The 23,429-nt window shown below is 66.8% G+C and carries 23 protein-coding genes and 1 pseudogene; 8 read left to right on the top strand and 16 right to left on the bottom strand.

The genetic code is table 11. From position 1 onward, the window contains the following. Positions 1-302, bottom strand: a 302-nt coding sequence (locus AAF184_17050) for a cysteine hydrolase (GenBank protein ID MEO0424048.1), incomplete at its 3' end; no start/stop codon positions are given. A 114-nt stretch (positions 303-416) separates the two neighbouring features. Here AAF184_17050 and AAF184_17045 point away from each other — a divergent pair. Further along, complete coding sequence (locus AAF184_17045; GenBank protein MEO0424047.1) at positions 417-1,316, top strand: TauD/TfdA family dioxygenase; 900 nt, start codon at positions 417-419, stop codon at positions 1,314-1,316. Here the strand turns inward: AAF184_17045 and AAF184_17040 are convergent. The 4 genes from AAF184_17040 to AAF184_17025 form a co-directional block, all read right to left on the bottom strand. Beyond that, positions 1,292-4,012, bottom strand: a complete 2,721-nt coding sequence (locus AAF184_17040; protein ID MEO0424046.1) for a M1 family aminopeptidase — start codon at positions 4,010-4,012, stop codon at positions 1,292-1,294. The two genes, AAF184_17045 and AAF184_17040, sit on opposite strands and share 25 nt — an antisense overlap. Before the next feature lie 86 nt (positions 4,013-4,098). Continuing rightward, a complete protein-coding gene (locus tag AAF184_17035; GenBank protein MEO0424045.1) occupies positions 4,099-4,857 on the bottom strand; it encodes an EAL domain-containing protein in 759 nt (252 codons plus the stop codon). A 99-nt stretch (positions 4,858-4,956) separates the two neighbouring features. Next, entirely contained in the window at positions 4,957-6,483 is a 1,527-nt protein-coding gene (locus AAF184_17030) for a 4-hydroxyphenylacetate 3-hydroxylase N-terminal domain-containing protein (protein MEO0424044.1), read from the bottom strand. A gap of 38 nt (positions 6,484-6,521) precedes the next feature. Further along, positions 6,522-7,943 carry an MmgE/PrpD family protein gene (locus tag AAF184_17025; GenBank protein MEO0424043.1) on the bottom strand — a complete coding sequence of 474 codons (1,422 nt, stop codon included), beginning with the start codon at positions 7,941-7,943 and terminating at the stop codon, positions 6,522-6,524. 133 nt (positions 7,944-8,076) lie between these two features. Here AAF184_17025 and AAF184_17020 point away from each other — a divergent pair, with 133 nt between their 5' ends. Continuing rightward, entirely contained in the window at positions 8,077-9,267 is a 1,191-nt protein-coding gene (locus AAF184_17020; protein ID MEO0424042.1) for a CoA transferase, read from the top strand. Between the two features lie 14 nt (positions 9,268-9,281). Here AAF184_17020 and AAF184_17015 read toward each other — a convergent pair whose 3' ends face one another. Further along, the gene (locus tag AAF184_17015) at positions 9,282-10,154 is read right to left on the bottom strand and encodes a CoA ester lyase (protein MEO0424041.1); all 873 of its coding nucleotides are present in this window, start codon (positions 10,152-10,154) and stop codon (positions 9,282-9,284) included. Continuing rightward, positions 10,151-10,930 (bottom strand): GntR family transcriptional regulator, encoded by a 780-nt coding sequence (locus tag AAF184_17010; protein MEO0424040.1) that lies wholly within the window; start codon positions 10,928-10,930, stop codon positions 10,151-10,153. Before AAF184_17010 ends, AAF184_17015 begins: the two co-directional genes overlap by 4 nt. A gap of 41 nt (positions 10,931-10,971) precedes the next feature. On the opposite strand from AAF184_17010, the gene AAF184_17005 reads away from it, so the two are divergent. Together AAF184_17005 and AAF184_17000 are read left to right on the top strand one after the other, a co-directional pair. Then, the gene (locus AAF184_17005) at positions 10,972-11,871 is read left to right on the top strand and encodes a TauD/TfdA family dioxygenase (protein ID MEO0424039.1); all 900 of its coding nucleotides are present in this window, start codon (positions 10,972-10,974) and stop codon (positions 11,869-11,871) included. Further along, positions 11,868-13,085, top strand: a complete 1,218-nt coding sequence (locus AAF184_17000) for a CaiB/BaiF CoA-transferase family protein (GenBank protein MEO0424038.1) — start codon at positions 11,868-11,870, stop codon at positions 13,083-13,085. Before AAF184_17005 ends, AAF184_17000 begins: the two co-directional genes overlap by 4 nt. A gap of 2 nt (positions 13,086-13,087) precedes the next feature. Here the strand turns inward: AAF184_17000 and AAF184_16995 are convergent, their stop codons facing one another. The 7 genes from AAF184_16995 to pqqB form a co-directional block, all read right to left on the bottom strand. After that, on the bottom strand, positions 13,088-13,711 hold the full coding sequence (locus AAF184_16995) for a glutathione S-transferase family protein (GenBank protein MEO0424037.1): 624 nt from the start codon (positions 13,709-13,711) through the stop codon (positions 13,088-13,090). A 12-nt stretch (positions 13,712-13,723) separates the two neighbouring features. Then, positions 13,724-14,362 carry a GNAT family N-acetyltransferase gene (locus AAF184_16990; protein ID MEO0424036.1) on the bottom strand — a complete coding sequence of 213 codons (639 nt, stop codon included), beginning with the start codon at positions 14,360-14,362 and terminating at the stop codon, positions 13,724-13,726. Between the two features lie 20 nt (positions 14,363-14,382). Then, positions 14,383-14,862, bottom strand: a complete 480-nt coding sequence (locus AAF184_16985) for a nuclear transport factor 2 family protein (GenBank protein MEO0424035.1) — start codon at positions 14,860-14,862, stop codon at positions 14,383-14,385. A gap of 106 nt (positions 14,863-14,968) precedes the next feature. Beyond that, the gene (locus AAF184_16980; protein ID MEO0424034.1) at positions 14,969-15,397 is read right to left on the bottom strand and encodes a hypothetical protein; all 429 of its coding nucleotides are present in this window, start codon (positions 15,395-15,397) and stop codon (positions 14,969-14,971) included. A gap of 93 nt (positions 15,398-15,490) precedes the next feature. Further along, the gene (locus AAF184_16975) at positions 15,491-15,997 is read right to left on the bottom strand and encodes an N-acetyltransferase family protein (GenBank protein MEO0424033.1); all 507 of its coding nucleotides are present in this window, start codon (positions 15,995-15,997) and stop codon (positions 15,491-15,493) included. Positions 15,998-16,182: 185 nt separating this feature from the next. Further along, positions 16,183-16,839 (bottom strand): spondin domain-containing protein, encoded by a 657-nt coding sequence (locus AAF184_16970; GenBank protein MEO0424032.1) that lies wholly within the window; start codon positions 16,837-16,839, stop codon positions 16,183-16,185. 206 nt (positions 16,840-17,045) lie between these two features. Then, positions 17,046-17,975, bottom strand: a complete 930-nt coding sequence (gene pqqB, locus AAF184_16965; protein ID MEO0424031.1) for a pyrroloquinoline quinone biosynthesis protein PqqB — start codon at positions 17,973-17,975, stop codon at positions 17,046-17,048. 488 nt (positions 17,976-18,463) lie between these two features. Between pqqB and pqqC the strand changes: the two genes are divergently transcribed. The 3 genes and pseudogenes from pqqC to pqqE all read left to right on the top strand — a co-directional run bounded on the left by pqqC (position 18,464) and on the right by pqqE (position 20,700). Then, positions 18,464-19,216: a pyrroloquinoline-quinone synthase PqqC gene (gene pqqC / locus AAF184_16960; GenBank protein ID MEO0424030.1), complete on the top strand. Its 753-nt coding sequence runs from the start codon at positions 18,464-18,466 to the stop codon at positions 19,214-19,216. Then, positions 19,216-19,482 (top strand): annotated as a pseudogene (pqqD, locus tag AAF184_16955) (pyrroloquinoline quinone biosynthesis peptide chaperone PqqD). Before pqqC ends, pqqD begins: the two are co-directional and overlap by 1 nt. A 54-nt stretch (positions 19,483-19,536) precedes the next feature. Continuing rightward, on the top strand, positions 19,537-20,700 hold the full coding sequence (gene pqqE / locus AAF184_16950) for a pyrroloquinoline quinone biosynthesis protein PqqE (GenBank protein MEO0424029.1): 1,164 nt from the start codon (positions 19,537-19,539) through the stop codon (positions 20,698-20,700). Positions 20,701-20,797: 97 nt separating this feature from the next. Here pqqE and AAF184_16945 read toward each other — a convergent pair whose 3' ends face one another. Beyond that, complete coding sequence (locus AAF184_16945; GenBank protein ID MEO0424028.1) at positions 20,798-21,136, bottom strand: tRNA-binding protein; 339 nt, start codon at positions 21,134-21,136, stop codon at positions 20,798-20,800. Positions 21,137-21,324: 188 nt separating this feature from the next. On the opposite strand from AAF184_16945, the gene AAF184_16940 reads away from it, so the two are divergent. Then, entirely contained in the window at positions 21,325-21,996 is a 672-nt protein-coding gene (locus tag AAF184_16940) for a TIGR04211 family SH3 domain-containing protein (GenBank protein ID MEO0424027.1), read from the top strand. A 15-nt stretch (positions 21,997-22,011) separates the two neighbouring features. Here AAF184_16940 and AAF184_16935 read toward each other — a convergent pair. Then, positions 22,012-23,429: amidohydrolase family protein (locus AAF184_16935; GenBank protein MEO0424026.1), on the bottom strand; the 1,418-nt coding region annotated here is incomplete at its 5' end.

Here is a 23,429-nt window from a genome sequence, read left to right as displayed (position 1 = left end):
CGCAGGTGCGCGGGCGCGTCGCTGTAGTCGGCCATCGTCGGCCCGAGCGTGATGTAGACCACCAGGGCGTTCAGCGACCGAAAGCAATCGAGCAAGCGCTGGGTGTTGGGCACGATGAGCTGCTCGATGCGATCGAAGCGATAGGCGGCGGACGCCAGCGTGCCGCGCTCCGCCAGGAGCCGGCCCAAGCCGTACTCGCGACTGCCGCTGGCGTTCTGCATATCCACCACGACGAGCGCAGTCGAGGCGGGCGAGAAAGCGATGTCGCGCGTGAACTCATCGACGTAAGTTGGCTGATTCAATGAAATTTCCTCACTACCTCGAAACTTTCTAGGTGACGGATCAACTTGACCCGCAGCAGCGCTTGCACCGAGAATCTCAAATGTCCGGACATTTACCAAGCGAGACTGCCCATCGTGACGCCAGTGCCCACCGACCCCAGCTCCTCCACTGCCTTGACCGTGACACCGCTGAACGCCGGCTTCGGCGCTCGCGTGTCTGGCCTCGAGCTCAGTGCCACGCCGCGTGCCGAGGAGGTGCAGACCATCCGCGACCTGTGGCACCGCTACAAGCTGCTGGTGCTTCCCGCGCAGGAGGTCGAGGAGCCAGACCTCGTCGGCTTCAGCGCCGCCCTCGGCAAGCTCGAGATCCACGTGCGCGAGGAGTACCTCTCGCCGCAACACCCGGAGCTGCTGTACGTCTCGAACATCCAGCGCGACGGCCGCTCCATCGGCATCCTGGCGAATCGCGAGGTGGGCTGGCACTACGACCAGATCTACCTGCCCAAGCCCGCCGTGGGCTCGCTACTGTGTGCCGTGAACCTCCCCGAGTCGGGCGGCGATACCTTCTTCGCGGACATGGTCGGTGCGTACGCCGCCTTGCCCGCGAGCACGCGAGAGCGGCTGGCTGGCGCCGAGGCCATTCAGTCCTACGCGGCCTTCAACGCCATGTACTCCGTGCCCACCAACCCCGAGCAAGCGGCCCGCACACCGGACCTGCGCCAGCCCGTGGTGCGCACCCATCCCTACACCGGCGAACAGGCGCTCTACCTGTGCCCCGGCATGACCACCCGCATCACGGGCATGTCGCAGCAGGAGAGCGACGAACTGCTGCAGGAGCTCTTCGAATGGAGCGTGCAGGAACGCTTCGTCTACCGCCACCGATGGCAGGTGGGTGACTGCGTCCTGTGGGACAACGCGGCGACCATGCACCGGCGCGACCCCTTCAGCGGCGGCCAGCGCCTGATGAAGCGCACGACCATCCTGCCGGACGAGGACCGCGCCCGCCCCTACTACCGCGCCGAGGCCTCCGCGTAGCGCAGGGCGCCGGCCAGGCGCGCCCCCTGGCTCGCCGCCAACGCTGCGCACAGCTCGATCTGCTCCATCGCCTGGCGCAGCGGGCGTTGGTGGCCGGGCACTTCGCCCCCCTTGTCGGCGAACAATGCGGCTAGCTCCTGCGCGCGACCTGCGCTGCAGAACGTGGCGGCGGGCCCCGGCGAGCGCCGTCGGTACTGGGCGGGGATCACCGCCATCAGCTGGGTGAAGTTGGCGCGGTACCAATCCCAGACCTCGCCTCGCGTCGCTGGCTGTTCGAACAGGGCGTTCACCAAGTCCCAGTTTTCTCGCGTGCCGAACTCGCCCGCCAAGGCCTTCGCCTTTGCCTCAGCCCTGAGCGCCGGTAGATCACTGCGGCCGAGCACTTTCACGGCGACGGCTTCGAAGCGTGGGTCGTCCAGCGCATCGCGGCGCGCCAGCATTCGTTCGACGAAGGGTGCGCCAAGCTCCTGTACCCCGACGGTGAGCGCCGTGTCGAAGCGATCGGCGTCGAGCGCGTCCGCATCGGGCGCCTGACCGAGTCCGACGAAGGCCGCCGCATCGCGGGCCAGCTGGCGGCGCACGGCCGGGTCGCGCGCGTCCAACGCCAGGAAGCGGGCGAGTTCCGTGCGCAGCAACTGGTCCTCCTCCGTGCGCGCCCACGCCAGGGCCGCGAGGCGCGGCCGGTAACGCTCGCCGGCCCAGCGCAGCAGGGCGCGACCCGACGCCTCGTCGAGCACCGTGCTGGCGTAGCGGCGCAGGCGTGGCATCGGCGCGGTGACCACCAGGCGATGCTCCGCCGCGGCCGCCGCCTCCACCACACGCAGCAGCGTGCTGGCCGGAAGGTCGCCAGCCTCGAAGGCGGCCATGGCGCTGTCGATCACCGTCAAGGCCTCGGTGGGGCGCAGCGACGGCAGCGCCGTCAACAGGGCTTGCCAGCCTTCGGCAGCGAGTGAATAGCGGTAATAGCCTGCGCCATCCGCGTTGGGATGCACCCAGGCGGGACAGTGCCCCGCCGGCGCCGGCAGTTCGAGTTCGCGATGGGCCTCGCGCAGCAGGGTGCAGGCGCGTCCCGTCGCCCCGGCTTGCGCCCCCGCAAAGGCGACGCATACGGGAATCACCCAGCGCTGGGTCACCGCCTCGTCGCTCGCAGGCGAACCCAGGGGTAAGTAACGTTGCTGGCCGAGCACCACGCGTGGCGGGGCGTCCTCGGCGCATTGCAGCTGCACGCTGACGGCCGGCACGCCGGGCTGCTCCACGAAGCTGCGGAAGGACTCCGTGAGCGCCGGCTCACCGGAGGCCTCGCCGATCGCCTCGAAGAAGTCGACGGAGTCTGCGGTGCCATCCGCGTAGCGCGCCACGTAGCGGCCGAGAGCTGGGCGAAACGCCTCGGCACCAAAATAGGCGTCCGCCATCGCGATCAGCGCCGCCCCCTTGCTGTAGGGGATCGACGTGTAAGCGTTGCGGATGTCCTCGTTGAGGGCGATCGGCTCGCGCACGCGGCGCACGCTGGCCAGGGAGTCCTTTTCCATTGCGCCCAGGGTTCGCGCGCGGGCCGTCATGTCGTGCCCGGCCTCGGGCTCCCACTGGGTGAGCACGAAGGGGGTGGCCCAGGTGGCGAAGCCCTCCTTCAGCCACAGGTCATCCCACCAGGGTGGGGTCACCACGTTGCCGAACCACATGTGGGCGATCTCGTGGGCATGCACGGAGATCAGGGCGCGACGCACGGCGGGCGGCGGCGTGCCGTCGACGAGGATGCGTTGCTCGCGGTAGCTGATCGCCGCGGCCAACTCCGTGGCCCCGCTCGGCCACTGGGGCGCGGCCACGATGTCCAACTTCGCGTAGGGATAGGGCTGGCGCAGGGACGCCTCGAAGATCTCCACGAAGCGCGGGGTGATATCGAGCACGTAGGCCAGGGCATCGCCCCGTCCCTTGCGCGCGATCCCCCGCAGGGGCAAGGGGGTCTTGCGCACCTCGTTGGCGGGAATCGGCGGGCGCTCCACCACATCGAAGGGACCCACCGCCAACGAGAGCAGATAGGTCGAGAGGGGTCGGGTGGTGGCGAAGGTCACCCGCTCCATCCCCTCGCGAGCGGCCTCACGGCTCACTTCCGGGCCATTGGAGATGGCGGCGTAGCCCGCGGGAATCGTCAGCGAGATATCGAAGGGTGCCTTGAAGCCGGGCTCGTCGAAGCCGGGCAAGTACTTTCGGGCCTGGATGGACTCGGATTTAGCCAGGGCGTAGTACTCGCCTTGCTCTTCCACGGCGAACAGACCCGCTAGGTTACGATCGAAGGGCGCGTCGTAGTCCAGGATGAGGGTTACCTCGCCTGGCCCAACCGGCGCCCCCTCGATGTCGATGCGCGCAACGCCCGACGCCAGCACGTCGTGCCACTGCGCCGCCCGTCGCGACGGGCCCGCGATGATCTCGGCACGTGCCACCTGCACGCCAGCGCCGTGCAGCCACAGATGGGACAGGGCTTCGTCCAGTTGCAGACGGATCGTGACCCGACCGCCGAAGCGCTCCTGACGTGGGTCGATGCCCAGCTCCAGCTGGTAGTGCAGCGGGCGCACCTGGGGCGGCAAGCGCCCGCGGGGCGCAGCGTCCGGGTACGCGGCGAGGGCCGAGGTGGCGAGCAACGTGCCCGCCAGGGCGTTCAACAGCAACAGCGCAAGGCACGCGGTGGATCTAGCGAGCATGGATGAGTCTCAGCAGTGAAAGCGCAGCGCCGATGATCTCGTGACGCCACGCCCAGCGCCAGCGGCTTGCCGTCGGCAGGCGCTGCCTAGGCGGGCCAGCGCACCTCAGGCAGGGCTTGGAACGCGGGACGCGCGAAGTGAAAGCCCTGAAAGAGCGTGAGGCCGAGATCACACAGGGCGGTGAGTTCCTCGCCGTGTTCGATGCCCTCGGCGACCACGCGAATGCCCAACTCCTCGGCCAGCTCGACCACCTTGCGCACGATCGCCTGGCGCACGCGATCGCACTGGATGTGTCGAATCAGCGCCATGTCGAGCTTGATCAAATCCGTCTGAATCTCCGCCAGGAGCGTCAGGCCAGCGTAGCCCGCACCGAAGTCGTCGAGGGCCGTCAGAAAGCCATGTTCCTTGTAGACGGCCACGATGTTGCGCAGGTGGTGCGTATCGCGCACCTGCTCCGCCTCGGTGAACTCGAAGAGGATACGCTCGGCGGGAAATCCCGTCGCCTCAGCCGCCGCCAGCGCGGCGCGCAAACACTGCTCGGCACGATAGACCGCGTTCGGCAGAAAGTTGATGCTGAGGTAGCCGTCGACGCCGAGCTTGGCACCGAGTTCGATCGCCTTGATCCGACACTGTTGATCGAAGCGGTAGCGATTGTGCTCATCCACCTGCGCCATGATGGTGGCTGCCTCTTCCCCGGCCATTCCACGCACCAGGGCTTCGTGGGCGAAGATCGTCTTCGTTTGCAGGTCGACGATGGGCTGGAACGCCATCGTGAAGTCGAAGGCGAGTGGCGGGCTGGTGGTACAGCCCTCGCAAGGCGACGCAGGCGGTGGGCGATCCGTCATGCCGCTGCTTGCGCGAGGTCACGAGCACGCAGGACCCGAAGCGCCAGGGATCCGTCCGCGTGCGGCCGAGAAATCTGCGCTGGCGTACAGTCGATCAGCCTAGTCCTCCTTAGGTGTATCGGGCGCCTTACATCCCACCGCGCAGCACTGACCGGGCTGGCGACGCCGCGCCGGCGCGCCACTCTCGCCGGTATTGGCGACGCCGCGGTCGAGCAAGCGCTCCACCAGCGCTCGCCGCTCGGGCAGCGGGTAGTTGCGGTGAATCTCCCGCTTCATGGCCTGGGGAGAGCCACCGCCGTGAAGAGAGATTACCGAATACCATCCGGCAGTATTTGAGGCCGTCAGATCTTCGAGCAATCGCGCCACTTCCATACGCTGAGCGTAGGGCACATCGGGACTAGCGGTCAGCAAATCGCTTAGCTTGGCCGCTGTCGCAGGATTGTGGTCCTCATCGGGGCCTGGCAGGGCGACCACCAGACCGCCAGATACATCGTGCGCTAAGCGATGCATATCGTAGATCTGGTTGGCGAGGAGCAGCTTGCCAACGTTGGCGAACACGGGCTCGGGCTGCACGTTGCCGGCGGGGTCCTCCAGGGCGTAGGCCGAGGCCGCCACGCCGCAGGCGTAGAAGCCCTCCACGATGGTGATCAGCTCGACCAGGTCTTCGCGGATGTGCTGCACTCGATTCGGGTCCAGCCCGTTCGCCTCCGCCATCAGCAGCCCCGCGCCGATCAGCAGATCGCCGAAGCCCGCGCGGGCGCCGATGCAGCTGTGCCGGTGGTGGGCCGCGTAGCTCGTGACGAGCAGCTCCGAGTGCATCCACTCGCCGGCCATGAACACGCGTTCGTGCGGCACGAACACATCTTCGAAGATGCACACCCCGGTCGACTGGCCGTAGCGCGCGCTGAACTTCGCCGCCGGCTCACCCGGTCGACCGGCCGGGCGGGTCACGATGGTGAGGCCCGGCGCGTCGACGGGCACGGCGCAGCACACGGCGTAGTCCGCATCGGCCTCGCCCATGGTGCGACAGGGCATCACCAGCAGTTCGTGCATGTAGGGCGCACCGGTGACGATCGCCTTCACTCCACGAATCACGATGCCGTCGGCGCGCCGCTCCACCACCCGCACGTAGCTGTCCGCGTTAGGTTGCGCGTGGGGGTGCAGGCGACGATCGCCCTTGCCGTCGGTCATGGCGACGCCGAGGGTGAGGTCCCGTCGCTGCACCTCGTGCAGGTAGGCGAGGAAGCGGTCCGGTAGCTCATCGGCGCCGTCCTCGCCGAGACGGTGGCTCAGCTGGTAGATGGCGTTTAGAGCATCGTGGGTGAGGTAGCGCTGGGCACAGCCCGTCTCCCGACACACGAGCCGGCAGGCCTCGAGCTTCGACAGCAGGTCCTCCGAGTGCCGGTTGATGTGCAGCATGCGATTGACCGCGAGCCCCGAGGACGCCTGCTCGGCCACCATCAGGGCGCGCGTATCGTCCTGCAGGGCGAGATCGTAGGTCACCCCGACTGCGGCGACACCCGGTGCCAAACGCGGATCATCGGCGACGGAGGTCACCTCCTCGCCGTTGCAGTACACACGAGGGGAGTAGGCGCGCAGGCTCTCGCGGTAATCGGCAGCGCTCATCAGGAGATTGGTCACGGACAGATCCTCTCGCGGGTCGCTCAGCGTTCGCTCACCAGGGCTGAGGCCAGCCCTGTGAGATCCGCCTGTTGGTCCAGGTTCAGCAGCAGATCTCGGATCTGCTCGGCGTGTGCACGATCGATCACGCGCTCGGCGTTGGCGAAGAACTTGGCCTCCACATCCGCCGGCGCGAGCGGGTTCTCGCGCGCCCCGCGGTTCACCGCCTGGCGCTGGGTGACGCGGTTGCCATCCTTGAAGGCCACGGTGATCTCACCGCTGTAGTGCGTGGGGTAGGCGGAGTTCGGATCGATCTCGTAGGAGACGCGATCGATCAGTGCCAGCACCTCCTCGTCGCTACGCGTCGCCGCCTCGAGGTCGCCCAGGGTGAAGTGCCCGCGCAGGAGCGTCACCGCCACCGCGTAGGGCAGGCTGAACTGAGCGTCGTAGTCGCTGCTCGGCCGCCGCTTCTTCTCGAAGGGCTCGCACACCACCCCGACCTGACGGGGATGCAGGCGCACGGTGATCGCCTCGACGTTCTCGGCGGCGAAGCCCGGCGCCTCGCGTAGCGCCAGGGCGGCATCGATGAAGGCGTGATTGAAGTGGCATGCAGGGTACGGTTTGAACGCGATGTTCAAGGTCTCCCACTCGGCGCCGAGGTCCTCCCCCACGCCGGTGATGTCAAGGCCATGGTCCGCCCCCAGGTGCAGGTTGTAGAGGCCGTAGCGCCCCTCGTAGGCCCGCTTCGGCCCGAGGAAGCCGCCGGCGGCCAGGGCCGTCGCCGTGGTGGCGCTGACAGCGGCCCAGCCGGGATGCATGCGCTTGGTCCAATCGCCATCGTCGAGGAACTCCAGGCTGCCCGAGGCCATGCTGAGCACGATGCCCTGGGCGCTCACGAGTTGCTCTAGGGTGAGTCCGCTGAGCCGTCCCGCGCAGAGCGTCGCACCGTAGGCGCCGATCATTCCCGTTGGGTGATGGCCACGGTGCTGGAAACGCCCCTGCGCCACGGCGCCCAGGCGAGCGTCCGCTTCGAGGGCCACGATGTAGGACGCGAGGGCTTCGCTGCCACTCGCCCCGTGGGCGAGACCATTCGCCAGGGCCGTCGGCAGGGCGCTGGCCGTGGCGTGGACGACGCTGCCGGCATGCGTATCGTCGAAATCGAGCCCGTGAATGAGGATGCCGTTCAGGAGCATGGCGTCGCGTGGCGCCAGGCGCATGGCCTGACCGATCACCGGCGAGTCACCTGCGCTCGCCAACGGCCGAAGGCCGGCGATGGCCCGGGCGGCAAAGGGGAAGGCACCCGAGGCCAGGCCGATGCCGACGCCATCCAGCATGCACAGCAGCGCGTGCTCGCGCACTGGCGCAGGGATGTCTCCCGGGCGCAGGCCCAGGGCCCATCGTGCGAGTCGCGAAGCGATCAACGGATCGGCACCTGAAGGCTCAGGCAAGTGAACTGTGTTCGACATGGGCGACCTCCAAGGGCGGCTTGAGGCCGCGACGTGCATCCAGGCAGGCTAGTATAGGCAAATGTCCGGACATTAACCCGATGCGCGTCAAGGCCTGCTGCTCGCGACCGCGACCACCACACGGAGACTGACCATGAAGCCACTCGCCGGCCTGCGGGTCCTCGACATCGCCACCTACATCGCCGCGCCGTACTGCGCCACGCTATTCGCGGAATTCGGTGCAGATGTCATCAAGGTGGAGATGCCGGGCGGCGAGCCCATGCGACGTTTCGGCAGTCGCATGGAGTGCGGCGAGACCCTCGTGTGGCTGAGTGAAGCGCGCAACAAGCGCTGCATCACCCTCAACCTCAAGGAGCCGAAGGGTCAGGACCTGTTCCGCCAGCTGGCGGCCCAGGCCGACGTCATCACGGAGAACTTCCGCACCGGCACCCTCGAGCGCTGGGGCCTCGGCTACGATCGCCTGGCCGAGGACAACCCCGGCCTGATCATGCTGCGCGTCACCGGCTACGGGCAGACGGGCCCCTACGCCCAGCGCCCGGGCTTCGGTCGCATCGCCAACGCCTTCGGCGGCATCTCCTACCTGGCCGGTGAGCCCGATCGGCCGCCCGCCACACCGGGGTCCGCCACCCTCGCCGACTACATGAGCGGCCTGTACGGCGCCTTCGGGGTCATGCTCGCCCTGCGCGCCCGCGATCAATCGGGCAAGGGCCAGGTGGTGGACATGGCCCTCTACGAGAGCATCTTCCGCATCCTCGACGAGTTGGCCCCGGCCTACGACAAGTTCGGCTTCGTACGCCAACGCATGGGCGCAGCCACCGTCAACGTGGTGCCCCACAGCCACTACCCCACCGCCGACCAGCGCTGGGTCGCGATCGCGTGCACCAACGATAAGATCTTCGCTCGCCTGGCCGGCGCCATGGGGTGCCCGGAGGTGGCCGGGGACGGCTGCTACGGCACCATCGAGCAACGCGAAGCGGCGCGCGGCGAGGTGGATGGCCTGGTCGCCGAGTGGACCGGCTCCCTGACCAGCGACGAGGTGATCGCCCGCTGTGACGAGGCCTCTGTGCCGTGCGGCCCGGTGGCGGCCATCGACGAGCTCTTCACCAATCCGCAGATCACGGCCCGCGAGAACATCGCCCGCGTCGAAGACCCCCGCGTCGGGGACCTCGCGGTGCCGAACGTGGTGCCTCGCCTAACGGAAACCCCAGGCGCGGTCACGCATCTCGGCGCCGGTGTGGGCGAGCACAACGGTGAAGTCTTCGGCGATCTCCTCGGCCTCGACGAGCGAGCGATCAACGCCCTGCGCGAGGCGGGCGTTATCTGAGGACCAGCAGCCTACTAGCGCTCGGCGCTGGTGGCGTCGGCCAGGGCGACGATGCGCTTGGCGCGCTCCACGATCGGGTAGTCGATGAAATACCCGTCCAGCTGAATCGACGCCGAGCCCGCCGCCTCGGCGCGCTCGAAGGCTGCGATCACCGACCGCGCGTGGGCCACTTCGGCCTCCTTCGGCGAGAAGATCTCGTTGCACGCATCCACCTGCCTCGGATGGATCACGAGCTTGCCTTGGAATCCGTACTCACGCCCGCGCTGGGCGGACGCACGCAGGCGCTCATCGTCGTTGATGTGGATGACCACCGTGTCGATCGGCGGCTCCAGGCCCGCCGCCCGCGACACGCGCACGAGGCGAGATCGCGCGTCCGCCAGCGCGGTCTCCTCCGGCGTCCACTCGCACGCGATGTCGTGGTGGTAGTCACCGGCACCGAAGGCCAGCCGTCGCACCCGTGTGCCGGAATCGCAGATGGCCTCGAGGTTGGTAATACCCAGCGCCGTCTCCACGATCGGCATGAGATCGAGGGTACCCGGTTCGATGCCGCGTTCGCGCTCGAGCGACTGCATGAGCCAGTCGATGGTCTGCAACTGCTCCGGGGATTCCACCTTGGGCAAGACGAACCCGTCGAGCCAGGCGCCCAGCGTCTCGAACACATCGCGGAAGCACCACGCCGTGTCCGTGCTGTTGACGCGGATGTAGCCGCGGCAGGGACGCGGCGCCTGCAGGGCTGCCACCACGACGTCGCGGGTGGCCGCCTTCTCGGCCGCGGCCACCGCATCCTCGAGGTCGAGGATGACGACGTCCGCCCCCACCTGGAACACCTTCTCCACCTTACGCGGATGATTGCCGGGGGCGAACATCCAGGTTCTGTTTGCCGTCATCGTTCACGTCCTTTGGGGTCGAGCCAATCGCGGGTGAGGCTCCACCGATAAGAAAACTGATCCGCCGGATGGTGGGACACGGAGATCTCGAAGATACGATCGTCGTTGCCGCGATAGCGACGCACAGCGGTCAAGGCTGGTGACCCGGCATCCATCGCCAAGGCTCTCGCCACCGGCGCTTCGAGCAACTCCGCGCTGATCTCGAGGTCCACGTTGGTGACCCGCTCGCCGAACTGCTCTTCGATCAACATGTACACCGGCTTCGGCTCGCCGATCCAGCTGGCGACCGCCGCGTAGGCCGGCAGCAGATAGACGTCCGTCCAGCAGATGCGTTGACCGGTCTTGAGCACCTGGCGCACCCCTGACAGGCGGGTCCAGGCGGACCCTTCGGGCACACCGAGTCGTGCCGCGAGCTCGCGATCCAGGCGCAGCTCCTGCTCCTGCTCGCTGATCCGGAGGCGGGTGCCGCCAGGGTATTGGAACAACTCCGACACGCTGCTGACGGATTGCACGAAGGCCTCTACCGGCCGATCGGCGAGCACGGTGGTACCCGCGCCCTTGCGCCGGCCGATCATGCCGCGCTCCTCGAGCACGCGCAGGGCCTCGCGCACCGTGTGCCGAGACACGCCGAAGCGGGCGCACAGATCCAGTTCGCCGGGGAGCAAGGCACCGACGGCGATGCTGCCGGTGGTGATCTCATCCATCAGCGCGTCAGCGATCTGACGATAGCGCGGCTTGGCGCGGCCACCGGCCTTCGGCTCGATTTGTCCGGACATGGTTTGTAGTATGCCAGTTCAACTCCCTACGGTGTTTCGCCTTGCGCACAAGTGCCCCATCAGATGCCGTGATCACCAAGCGGCCGCTGAAAGACAACGCTGGTCACCCCACCTTTGGCGTGGAGGTCGGCGGCATCGACCTGCGCGATGCCGACGACCAGCTCCTGGAGCTGCTGGCCACCACCTGGTCCGAGCATCCCCTGGTGCTGATCCGCGATCAGCTCCTGGACGAGCGGACGCTCATGCGCGTGAGCGGGGCCTTCGGCGAACTCGAGCAAGTGGTGCGCAAGGACATCCACTCCCGCTACCACCCGGAAGTCGCTCTGGTCACGAACCTGTACCTCGAAGACGGCACTAACCTCGGCGGCCTAGGCAGCTACGAGCTGCGTTGGCACACGGACCAGAGCTATCGCGAACGCCCGGCCACCGGCGCCGCCTTCTACGCCATGGAAGTCCCCCCGGAAGGTGGCGACACCCATTGGATCAACACGGTACTCGCCTACGACGGGCTGGATCACGAGACCCGCGCGCTGATCGATGCACGCCACGGGTTGTTCGCCTATCAGATGTACAACACCGACATCACCGATGAACCCGGCGTGCGCTCGATTCGCGACCGCACGCCCGACGCGCGCCACCCCACGGTGCTCTACCACCCCGTGGACGGGCGGCCCAACCTCTACTTCGACCCCACCCAGACCTACGCCATCGACGGCCACGACGCGGACACGAGCGATGCACTCGTGAGCAAGCTGTCGGCCCACTTGATGCAGCCCGAGTTTCGCCACACGCACCACTGGCGCCTGGGCGACCTCATGCTCTGGGACAACGCCCGCCTGCTGCATTCGCGCGAGGCCTTCGATCCCCAGCTGCCGCGCCTGGCCAAGCGCACCACGATCTTCCTGCGCCCGGACCTCTTCCCCGTGCCGGCCCTGCCATGAGCGCAGGGAACACCGGCGGGGCCCCGCGCCCCCTAGACGGCATGCGCGTGGTGGAGATGGGCCAGATCCTGGCCGGCCCCTTCGCCTCCACCCTGCTCGCCTACTTCGGCGCGGAGGTGATCAAAATTGAACCGCCGGGCAGCGGCGATCCGATTCGCAGCTGGCGCATCACGCGCAACGGTACGTCGCTGTGGTGGTGGAGCCACGCGCGCAACAAGAAGTCGGTCACCGTCAACCTCAAGCACGCGGAAGGTCAGGCCATCGTGCTCGCCCTGCTGCGCGATGCCGACGCGCTGGTGGAGAACTTCCGCCCAGGGCAGATGGAGAAGTGGAACCTCGGTCCTGACGTCGTCCGCGAAGCCAACCCAGAGCTCATCTACACACGGGTTTCGGGCTACGGGCAAACCGGCCCCTACGCGCACAAGCCCGGCTTCGCCTCGGTCTGCGAGGGCTTCGGCGGCTTACGCTACGTCAACGGCTTTCCGGACGAGATCCCCGTGCGCGCCAACCTCAGCATCGGCGACACGCTGGCCGGCATGCACGCCGCCTTCGGCATCCTCCTCGCCTACATCAATCGCTTGAAAGGCAGCCCCCAGGCGGGCCAGGTGGTGGATGTCTCCATCTTCGAATCCGTGTTCAACATGATGGAGGGGGTGGTGCCGGAGTACTCGGGCGCCGGTGTGATCCGCGAGCCTTCAGGATCGACGATCACGGGCATCGTGCCCTCCAACACCTATCGCTGCGGCGACGGCACCCTGATCGTGATCGGCGCCAATACCGATTCGATGTATCGGCGCCTAATGGAAGCGATCGGTCGCCATGACCTCGCGGACGAGCCCGCCCTGGCGCACAACGCCGGCCGGGTGGAGGCGCAGGCCCGCATCGACGGCGCCATCGCCGACTGGGCCGGCACCGTCAGCGGCGGCGACGCCCTCGCCCTGCTCGAGCGTGCCGCGGTCGCCGCGGGCCCGATCTACAATGTCGCCCAGATGTTCAACGATCCCCAGTACCAGGCGCGGGAGCTGTTCGAGGAGGTCGAGGTGGAAGGCGAGCCCCTGCACATCCCCGCCATGGTGCCCCGACTCACGGAGACGCCCGGGCGCACGGACTGGCCGGGGCCCTCCCTCGGCGAGCACACGCAAGAGGTCTTGAGCACCCTGCCCGGCTACGATGCCGAACGCCTCGAGCGCCTGCGCGCTGACGGCGTCATCTGAGGCTAGTCCGCGCCCAGGAGCTCCTCATCGATCGCGCTGGCCCGGGCCACCGACTCGCGCGCCCCGACGCGTTCAGCATAGGCCTTGAAGGCATCCCGTTCGGGCAGCAAGCCGAAGGCCAGGGTCCACCCGAGGGCGGTGCCCCAGAGCATGTCGAGGGCGGTGAAAGACTCGCCCAGCAGATAGGGCTGGTCACCGAGCTGGGCGGCGATCGCATCAATCACCGCGTCGAAGGTGCCGTAGGGCGACATCGCGTGAGGCCCCGGCTCGCGCTGCTGCGCGCGATCGATGATGGCCGGTTCGAAGCAGCTGCCGTAGAACGCCATCCAGCGCAGGTAGGGGCCGCGCCGCGGATCGTCCAGCGCTGGGGCGATGCCGCGATCTGCGTACAGATCTGCTAGGTAGATGTAGATGGCCACCTGTTCGGTCACCAGGGCACCGTCGTGCACGATGGCGGGCACCTTACCCAGGGGATTGAGCTGCAGATATTCGGCACTGCGCTGCTGCTCCTTGCGCTGATCGAGGACCTCCAGGGCGTAGTCGGCACCGAGTTCCTCGAGCAGGGCCAGCACGCCCCGGGAGCGCGACTGGGGCGAATGGTAGAAGCGAACGTGGCGGTCGGTCATCGACTGATCTCCTCAAGGCCTGGGGTCGCTCAGAGCGGAAAGGTCTGCGGGCTCGACCAAGCTTGCCCGATCAGCGTGAAAGAAAGCGCTCGGCGGTTCACTGGTGGCGCGGGGGATGAAGAACTCGCTCACCAACTCGCCCACGTGCGTGCGCAAGTGTCCGGCGCAATACATGGCGCAATGCTCCAACACCCGAGCGGAGGCATGGTTGCCCGGCGCCGTGATGCCCACGATCGCCTCCAGGCCGAAGGCCTCGCGACCGAAGCGCAAGGTGGCCTCGGCGGCCTCGCGGGCGACGCCCTTACCGCGGAACGCCGGCAGCAGCGCGTAGCCGAGATCCGGGCAGGTGAGGTAATCGCGTCGGTACAAGCCGCACAGCCCGGCGGCAAGCCCCGCATCCTGCTCATCGCCGTGCCACTCGATGAGGTAGGGGCCAAAGCCGTGGGCGCGGTAACTGTCCCGAATGCTGTACTCCAGGAAGGCTAACGCGTCGTCGTGCGTGCGCACTTCGCGATCGCCGATCAGGGCGATGAACTGAGGATCGTTGAGGAGCTCGACCAGAAACAGGGCGTCGCGCTCGTCCAGGTGACGCATGCGCAGACGTGCCGTGCAGATCAGGGACTCACCGGGGTGAGCGGGAGAATCAGGCACGCGCCTCCCCCATGGCCACCCTACAGGCCGAGATCAGACAGGGAGGGATGATCGTCCGGGCGCCGGCCCTGGGGCCAGTGATACTTGCGATCTGCCTCGCGAATCTTCACGTCGTTGATACTCGCGTGGCGCTGGTGCATCAGTCCGTTTTCCGCGAACTCCCAGTTTTCGTTGCCGTAGGAGCGGAACCAATTGCCGGCCTGGTCGTGCCACTCGTAGGCGAAACGTACGGCGATCCGGTTGCCCTCGTGCGCCCACAACTCCTTGATGAGCCGATAGTCCAGCTCGCGCTGCCACTTGCGCGTCAAGAAGGCGTGCACCTCGGCGCGACCGCGAGGGAACTCGGAGCGGTTGCGCCACTGCGTAGCGAGCGTATAGGCGAGGACCACCGCGTCTGGATCGCGCGTGTTCCAGGCGTCTTCGGCTTTGCGCACCTTGATCAGGGCATCTTCGCGGGAAAAGGGAGGTAGCGGGGGGCGCGGTGTCTCGACATCCATCATCGTAGAAGCCTGCGATTGATCCAAGTGAAGACCCTAGCGTTGTGTCGCCAGGCCCTTCGGTTACGCGTCCTTCAGCGAACGCGCTCGCTAGCCGTGGCGCGCGACGCTAGCGGGCGCCGTACTGCTCCCCCGTGCCGGGCTGCACGAGCACATCCCCGTACTCGATACTGCCGCCCTCGCGGCGGTAGAGCATGAAGACGATCGACGGATCTTCCGCCACCTGGTCCACCTCGATGACCACCGCATCGCTGTCGATGTCCCGGTCACGAATCTGCACCCGGGCATCGTAGGCCACGGCGGTGGCGACCACCTCAGCACGCGGCACGCGCAGGCGCACCTCCTCGCGCAGCTGCTCGATGAGATTTTGCGAGACGGGGCTCTGGTCCTCATCGTCTGCGTCGAGTGTGCTCAGCTCGCCCTCGGCGTCCAGGGCGCACGCAAAGGGGTAGAACTCGCCAAAGGTGCTCAGCATGAGCTGCGCGAAAGATCCCGCGTGCTCAACGAGTTGCTCCAGCGGCTTGGTGGAATGCGGCACAGGCTAGTCCTCGATGATCCAACGCCAGAAGCGAGGCCGACCCGCTCCATGCCCCAGCAGTCTACCGCGGAGAGACGCCTCTGACACCCGCCCTCAGGTCGGCGGATGCTCGTGCAGGTCGAGCACCCAATAGCCCACGTCGAGCCACTGCTCGAACTTGTAGCCCACCTTGGGCAGGCGAGCGCACTGCGTCATGGCGAACTTCTCGTGCAAGGCGACGCTGACCGGATTCGGCAGGGTGATACCGGCGAGCAGGGTGCGTAGCCCGCACTGCGCAGTGAGTGGGAACAGTTCCCCATAGAGCGCGGACCCCAGGCCCTTACCGACGCTCGATGGCGCGAGGTACACGGAGACCTCGGCCGCGTAGCGGTAGGCGGTGCGGTCCTTCCAGCGCGTGGCGTAGGCGTAGCCGGTGATCTCGCCCGACTCATCCTCGGCGACCAACCACGGCAGCTTCGCTCGTGCCACCTGATCGATCCGCCCCTGCATCTCCCCTGCGCTGACCGGGGTTTCCTCGAAGGTGGCGGTGGTGTGCGTGACGTAGTGGTTGTAGATGCGCGCGATGGACGCAGCATCGGCCGGGATGACCGGTCGGATCATGGCACTCGAACTCCGTGCTGGGAGGGCGAGCAATGACTGTAGGGCAGCCTTGGGGCGGCGTCACGGCCGGTCACCTGCGCCGCGGCGCAGCACCAGGACAAAAAAAGCGGCTCGCCCCGAGCGAGATGGGACGAGCCGCAGGCACGGCCGAGTCACCTCGGCCGACAACGATCGAATCGCTTAACTTAGTCGATGCGCGTGATGGTCACGCGGGCGACCGGGTTGCGCCAGTCGTAGACCGAAGCGGTGACGTCGGCGATACCAGCAATGCCGCCGCTCACGTGCACGTAGCCTTCACCGCCCTCGTCCGGGCTGGCGCCGGCGCCGCCGCAGGTCGGGCCGGGGATGTTGTCGCAGTCTTCATCGTTCGGCTCGCTGCCAGCGTCCAGGCCGATAGCGAAGTAGGTGCGGGTGCCGCCGACGCGACGGGGAACGCGCAGGCTGTCGGCGCCGACGAAGCTATCGTTGGTGGGCAGGAGCATCGCCGCCAGGCTGATGCGATCGAACCCTTCGCCGCCCTCGACGATCACCGACGCGGACGAACCGGGGTCGGTCAGGCCCTCGGTGGCACCGAAGTCGCTGACGAGATCGGGCACGGTGGCGAGCAGCGTCTGCAGCGGCGTGGTGTCACCGTCTTCCGCCAGGAATGCCAGCTCGTCCGACGCGGGCGCACCGAACTCCCACAGGGCGATGTCGGCGGAGTGCGCGACCACCAGGATCGGCGTGAACTGCACGCCGCGGGAGATGTTGGTAACGGACACTTCGAAGGTGTCAGCGTGGGCGATGCTGGTGGCGGCAGCGGTCAGGGCGAGCGCGCCGACGGCGATGAGGTTCTTTTGCATGTGTTCGATTCCCCTAGAAATTCAAGCGAACAAGATCAGGTAACCCGAGCGCCGACGTTCGCGGCGATCGGGATGGCCCGTATGGTCGCGGGGAGTGATCACAGGTTCGTCACGGAATTCTTACGAAACTATCCGCTCGGTCCGGCAGCGACCGGCGGAGGCTGCTGACCGAGGACCGGTCAGCAGCGTCAAGGCACCATCCCTACCTAGAGAGAAATCGCCATGCCGTCGTAGGAGACCTCCCAACCGGCGGCCTCGACCTCGGCGCGCTGCGGTGTGTCCGCGGCCAGCACGGGGTTGGTGGTGTTGATGTGAATGAACACCTTGCGCTGCACATCGATGTGCTTGAAGGCTTCGATGGAGCCGTCGTCGCCGGAGAGGCTCATATGGCCCATGCGCTTTCCGGTCTTCACGCCCACTCCGTCGCGGACCATCTCATCGTCCACCCAGAGCGTGCCATCGAAGAGCACCAGCGGAGCTCCCTGCAGGCGCGCGGCCAGCTCCTCGGTCATGCGCGCGCAGGCGGGCAGATAGAAAAAGGCGGTCTCGCCGTTGGCGCGCTTCACCTCTAAGCCGATCGTGTCTTCGTCGACGGACCCGAAGTTGTCGCCCTTGCTCTCGTCCTCGAGCCACAGGGCGACCTTGCCGGGCACGGCGAAGGGATGGACGGTGATCCCGAGGTCGAGGTCCTGCGCACCGTGCAGGTGAAGGTCCTCGCCGAGGGTCATCGAGCGTCGATCGACGAAGGCGGGATTCAGCACGTTGAAGATGGGGTTGGCGTCGAGCACGCCCAGCACGCGTTGCGTCGCGTAGATGTTGTAGGCCTGCGACTCGCGCAGGTTGATCAGCCCGGCCACGTGATCGACATCGGCGTTGGTCAACACCACGGCCTGGATAGGGCTGTCCCGCAGCCCCGTGCGGGGGTGCAGGATGTCGTTGTCATTGATCTGCTGGCGCAGGTCGGGAGACGCATTGAACAGGGCCCAGTTGCTGCCGTCGGCGCTGACCGCCAGCGACGACTGGGTGCGCTGGGGCGCCGCGGGGTCGGCGGCACGCGCCCGCCGGCTGTTGGGGTGGTTGCAGTTCCATTGGGGGTAGCCGCCCCCTGCTGCCGATCCCAGCACGCGTATCTGCATAGCCAAGGCTCCTCGAGTTCCTTTGAGAAAGGCGGGGAGATTACGGCGTGTGCCGACCCTTTCGCCAGCCCGTGCGGCAATCGGGTGCTCTCAACCAATGCCGCTGGTTGATATGCACCAATCAGAGTTTTTCCTGCTGCAGCGCAACGCGCTGATTGTCTAGAAATCAGGGAGTTACGAGCTACCTAGACCGTCTTCAAAGTTGGCCCGGTGATTGCAGAGGACTACGCACAGAGCGAGAGCAACTTCGCTCGTACCGCTTCCGGCGTAGCCGGTATAGCTTCAGTCCAACAACCTTATTGGAGAGACACCATGAAGTGGGAAACCCCTGAGTACAGCGACATCCGCTTTGGCTTCGAAGTGACGATGTACATCAACAACCGCTAAGCCTTTAGCGGTTGGGGGAATCGCCGAACAACGGCGATTCCCCAACCTCCCTGACGCGACCCCTTCTCCCTCGGTCGCCGCCCTCCCCGAGAAACAACCTGATGATCGAAGCGTTCCTGCCGCGTCGTGTACCCGACGAAGCGCCCTACTCCCGTGAGGAGTTTCAAGCCAAGCTGCAGGAAAAAGAGCGCCTCTATCACATCCACCACCCCTTCCAGGTGCGGATGAACAGCGGCGAGCTGGACGCCGAGGCGATCCGCGGCTGGACCGCCAATCGCTACTACTACCAGACGACGATTCCTGTGAAGGACGCGGCGATCATGGCGAACTGCCCCGATCGCGCGACCCGACGCCTGTGGATTCAGCGCATCCTCGACCACGACGGCAGCGACGGCGACGAAGGGGGCCTGGAAGCATGGCTCGCCTTGGGCGCCGCGGTCGGCCTCGAGCGCGAAGAACTCGAAGACCACCGCCACGTGCTGCCCGGCGTGCGCTTCGCCATCGACGCCTACTACAACTTCGCCCGACGCGCGACCTGGCAGGAAGCTGCGGCCTCCTCCCTAACGGAACTGTTCGCTCCGAAAATTCACCAGAAGCGCCTGGACAACTGGCCCGATCACTACCCCTGGATCGACGCCAGCGGCTACGCCTACTTCCGCAAGCGCCTGTCGGAAGCGCGCCGCGACGTGCAGCATGGCCTCACGGTCACGCTGGACACCTTCAAGACGCGCTACGAGCAGGAGTACGCCCTCAACATCCTGCAGTTCAAGCTCGACATCCTGTGGTCGATGCTCGACGCCATGTGGATGGCCTACATCGAGAAGAAACCACCCTTCTACTGCTGCGAGGACTGATGAACGCACCAGCAGCGCCGCAGATCGATCGCGCGGATCGCTACGAGATCTCGTCGATCTACCGTTTGCAGTTCGAACCCGTGCAGGGCGCGCCCGTCCTGCTCTACCCCGAAGGCATGGTGAAGCTCGCGCCGAGCGCCATCGAAATCCTGCGCCGCTGCGACGGCAGCCGCACGGTCGATGAGCTCATCGCCGAACTGAAAGCCCTGTTCAACGGCGCCGACCTCGACGACGACGTGCTGGCGTTCCTCACCCACGCCAAAGGCTCGCGTTGGCTGGCACCTTCTGAAGGCCCGAACGAAGCGGCCGCACGCCGCATCGTGCTCGAGAGCAACGCCCCGGCACCGATCGACCTGCCTGAGGGCATCACGCGCCCCCATTGGCTGCTCGCCGAACTCACCTACCGCTGCCCCTTGCAGTGCCCCTACTGCTCCAACCCTGTGGACATGGCCCGCTATCGCGAGGAGATGACCACGGAGGAATGGAAGAAGGTGCTCTACGACGCCCGTGCCATGGGCGCTGTGCAGCTCGGCTTCTCCGGTGGTGAGCCCCTGGTGCGCAAAGACCTCGAGGAACTGATCGCCTACGGGCGCGAGCTCGGCTACTACTCGAACCTGATCACCAGCGGCGTCGGCATGGACGAGGCACGCGTGGCGGCCTTCCGCGAAGCTGGCCTCGACCACATCCAGATCAGCTTCCAAGCCAGCGACGAGACCCTCAACAACTACATCGCCGGCACCAACAGCTTCCAGCACAAGCTCGACATGGCACGGGCGGTGAAGGCCCACGGCTACCCGATGGTGCTGAACATCGTCATTCACCGCCAAAACATCGATCAGATCGAGGCCATCCTCGACATGGCCATCGATCTGGAGGCGGACTTCGTCGAGCTCGCGAGCACCCAGTACTACGGCTGGTCCAAGGTGAACGCCGATCACCTCCTGCCCACCCGCGCCCAGCTCGAGCGCGCCGAGGCCATCGCCCATCAGTACCAGGCCAAGATGGCCGGCAAGATGAAGATCATCTACGTGGTGCCCGACTACTTCGAGGACCGCCCGAAGGCCTGCATGAACGGCTGGGGATCGGTGTTCCTCACCGTGGTGCCCGACGGTCGGGCCATGCCCTGCCATGCGGCGGGCCAGTTGCCGGGCCTCGAGTTCCCCAACCTGAAGAACGTGAGCACCTTCGATGCCTGGTGCACTTCCGACGCCTTCAACGCCTTCCGCGGCTTCGATTGGATGGCCGAGCCCTGTCGCTCCTGCCCGGAGAAGACCAAGGACTTCGGCGGCTGTCGCTGCCAGGCTTACATGCTCACGGGCGATGCGCGCAACGCTGATCCGGTCTGCGCGAAGTCCCCGCACAAGTCGGCCCTGTTGGAGGAGATCGACGCCATCGAGGCGCGGGCCGAGGCGGGCACCGTGCCCGAGAAGCCACTGGTGTTCCGCAACATGCGCAACTCGCGGGAGCTCGTGCCCTCGCAATAGGGTGCGCGCTCACGGGGAGCGCAAACGCTATCGCGCGTCTAGGGAAGCTCTGCATAAGTCCGCTCACCGTCCCCGATCGGACTTGTGCAGAGCTTCCCTAGTGGATCAGGGCGCCCGGCACCACCCCGGCATCCGGCGCCAGCAACTTGATGTTGCCCTCCTCGTCCGTTGCCCCCAGCACCAACACTTCCGACTGAAACCCCGCGATGTTCCGCGGCGGGAAGTTCGCCACCGCCACCACCAGGCGCTCCAGCAGCGCTTGCTCTGAGTAGTTGGTGATCTGGGCGCTCGAGCGGCGGGTGCCGAACTCACCGAAATCGATCGTCAGGCGCCAGGCCGGCTTCCTCGCGCGAGGGAAGGGCTCCACCGCCACGATGCGCCCCACGCGCATCTCCACCTTGGCGAAGTCCTCGTACGTGATTTGCGCCAACTCCATGATATTCTCTCGCTCCTGTGCGAATCGGTCATCGTGCCTGTTAAGCGCGAAGCGCCACGCCGCGCTCGGGATTGTCGCTCACCAACGACGTTCCCACCGCAACCGTGCCCGTGACACCCTGCGCACCCTTAAGCCGCCCCATCGTAAACCCACGAGCATGTATCGCTCGTCCCAGTCCCCTGTTGCCCATGCTCGCCCGACTATTTTTTCTCTGCCTAGCCCTGACATCACCGGTCCTCACCTGCCTCGCTGCCCCGGCGTGGGTCACCGACCGCTTCGAGATCACCCTTCGCTCCGGCCCGAGCACGGGTAACGAGATTCGCCGCATGATGGCGAGTGGCACCCAGGTGGAGGTGCTGGAGCAGGACACGGCCGCCGGCTACACGCGCGTGCGCACGAGCGGTGGCACGGAAGGCTGGGTACTGACCCGTTACCTGATGCCGGAGGCCGGCGCGCGCGAACAGCTGAGCGAACTGGCCACCACCGTGGCACCCTCCTCCGCCGGTGAGGCCTCCGCCGGCGCCCAGCGCCGCGTCGTGCTCGCCGCCTATGAAGACGCGCGCGAACGCATCGATTCCCTGGCGCAGGAAAAGGCGGACCTCGAGCAGCGCTTCGCCGATCTGCAACGGGTGGCCGCTGACACGGTCAACATCAACTCGCAAAACGGCGAACTGGCCCAGCAGTTAAGCACCTTGGAAGGCAGGCTCGATTCGCTCAGGGCGCAGAACGCCGCCCTCAAGGAAGGGGCCTTGCGCCAGTGGTTTCTGGCCGGCGCGGGCGTCCTGCTGATCGGGGTGCTGATGGGCCTGTGGCTGCCGAAGATGCGCCGTCGCCGTGACCACGGCTACGGGCGGTACTAGGCTAGGCGTACCCGTTCAATGAAGGCGGTTCGGCGGCGCTTCCTTGGCGAACCAGAACACCGGCGCCTCCACCTCGTTCGGCGCCAACTGCATCAAGCTCCCCGCGTCGTAGAGGCGTCCGTTCGCCATCACCAGGCTCAGGCTGGAGGTGTTGCGGATGTCCTTCGACGGGTCGCGGTCGAACACGTTGAGGTCGGCGTACTTGCCGGGCTCGAGGGAACCGATGGCGGCCTCGTAGCCGATCACCTCCGCGCCCCCGAGGGTGGCCGCCCGAAGGGCTTCCATCGGCGTTAGGCCACCGCTGGCCAAGGCCCAGAGCTCCCAGTGGTAGCCGAGGCCCTGGAACTGGCCGTGGCTGCCCACGCCCACCTTGCCGCCGGCCCGCATGATCTTCGCCGCATCGGCGGCGAGGCGCGGGAACACGTGCTCCTGGTCGGCGAACCAACGGCGGCGCAGGGACTTCTCGGCAAGCACGTCGTAGGGCATGAAGCGTCGCACCTTCTCATCGTCGTAGGGGCTCTCGCGGGTGTAGAAGTAGTTCTCCGCCCATGGGCCACCGTAGGCCACCAGCAGGGTGGGCGTGTACCCGATGCCCGTGCCGGCGATCAGCTGCACCACGTCGTCGTAGATCGGGGTGACCGCGAGGGCGTGTTCAGAACCCCAGTAGCCGTCGATGGCGTGGGTGAGATCGAGCTTCAGGTCGAGGGCACCCTCGGTGGTCGGTAGCATGCCGAGCTCCGCCGCCGCCTGCATCAGGTACTGGCGCTGCTTGCGGTTGCCCGCGATGTAGGCCTTGATGTTGCGCGTCCGGTAGTGATCGCGATAGCGCTTCAGCACGCCGTAAGCGTGATCGGCCGACGTGAAGGCGTTGTCGGAGAACACGCCGGGGCCGGTGGAGAAGGCCCGCAGGCCGATCATGCGTCCCGCGTCGATCATGTCCTGGTAGGCGAACATGTCGTTGGTGGCCGTTTGCACATCGAGGCCGGCCGTTACGCCGTAGGCCACGTTGGCGAGAAAGCCCCAGTGCTGCTTGTCGATGACGCCGCGGCGAATCTCGAACCAGTGAGCGTGGGTGTCGACGAATCCGGGCGTGATGATCTTGCCCGTGACGTCCACCACCCGCGCATCGGCCGGCAACGCCAAGGTGCCCTTGGGGCCGATCTGGCTTATGCGGTTGTTGGTGATGACGAGGTCCGCATCCTCGATCACCTCATCGCCCCGCATGGTGATCACCTTGGCCCCGCGCAGCACCAGGGTGCCGGCGGGCACATCGCGCGGCACCTGCACGTCGATGGCGAAGCGTTCTACCGCCTCAGCATCTTCCTTGAAGTCGGGATCCCAAGGCGCCTCGGGCGCTTGCGCATCCTCCGCAGCAACGGCCGCACCGTCGGCGGCGCTCCCCTCACCTGCGTCTGCGCTGTCGCCCGCGTCGG

Source organism: Pseudomonadota bacterium (assembly GCA_039815145.1).
Lineage (GTDB): Bacteria > Pseudomonadota > Gammaproteobacteria > Steroidobacterales > JBCBZW01 > JBCBZW01.
The sequence above is the reverse complement of the archived record's forward strand: the minus strand, read 5'-3'. Positions and strand labels throughout refer to the sequence as shown.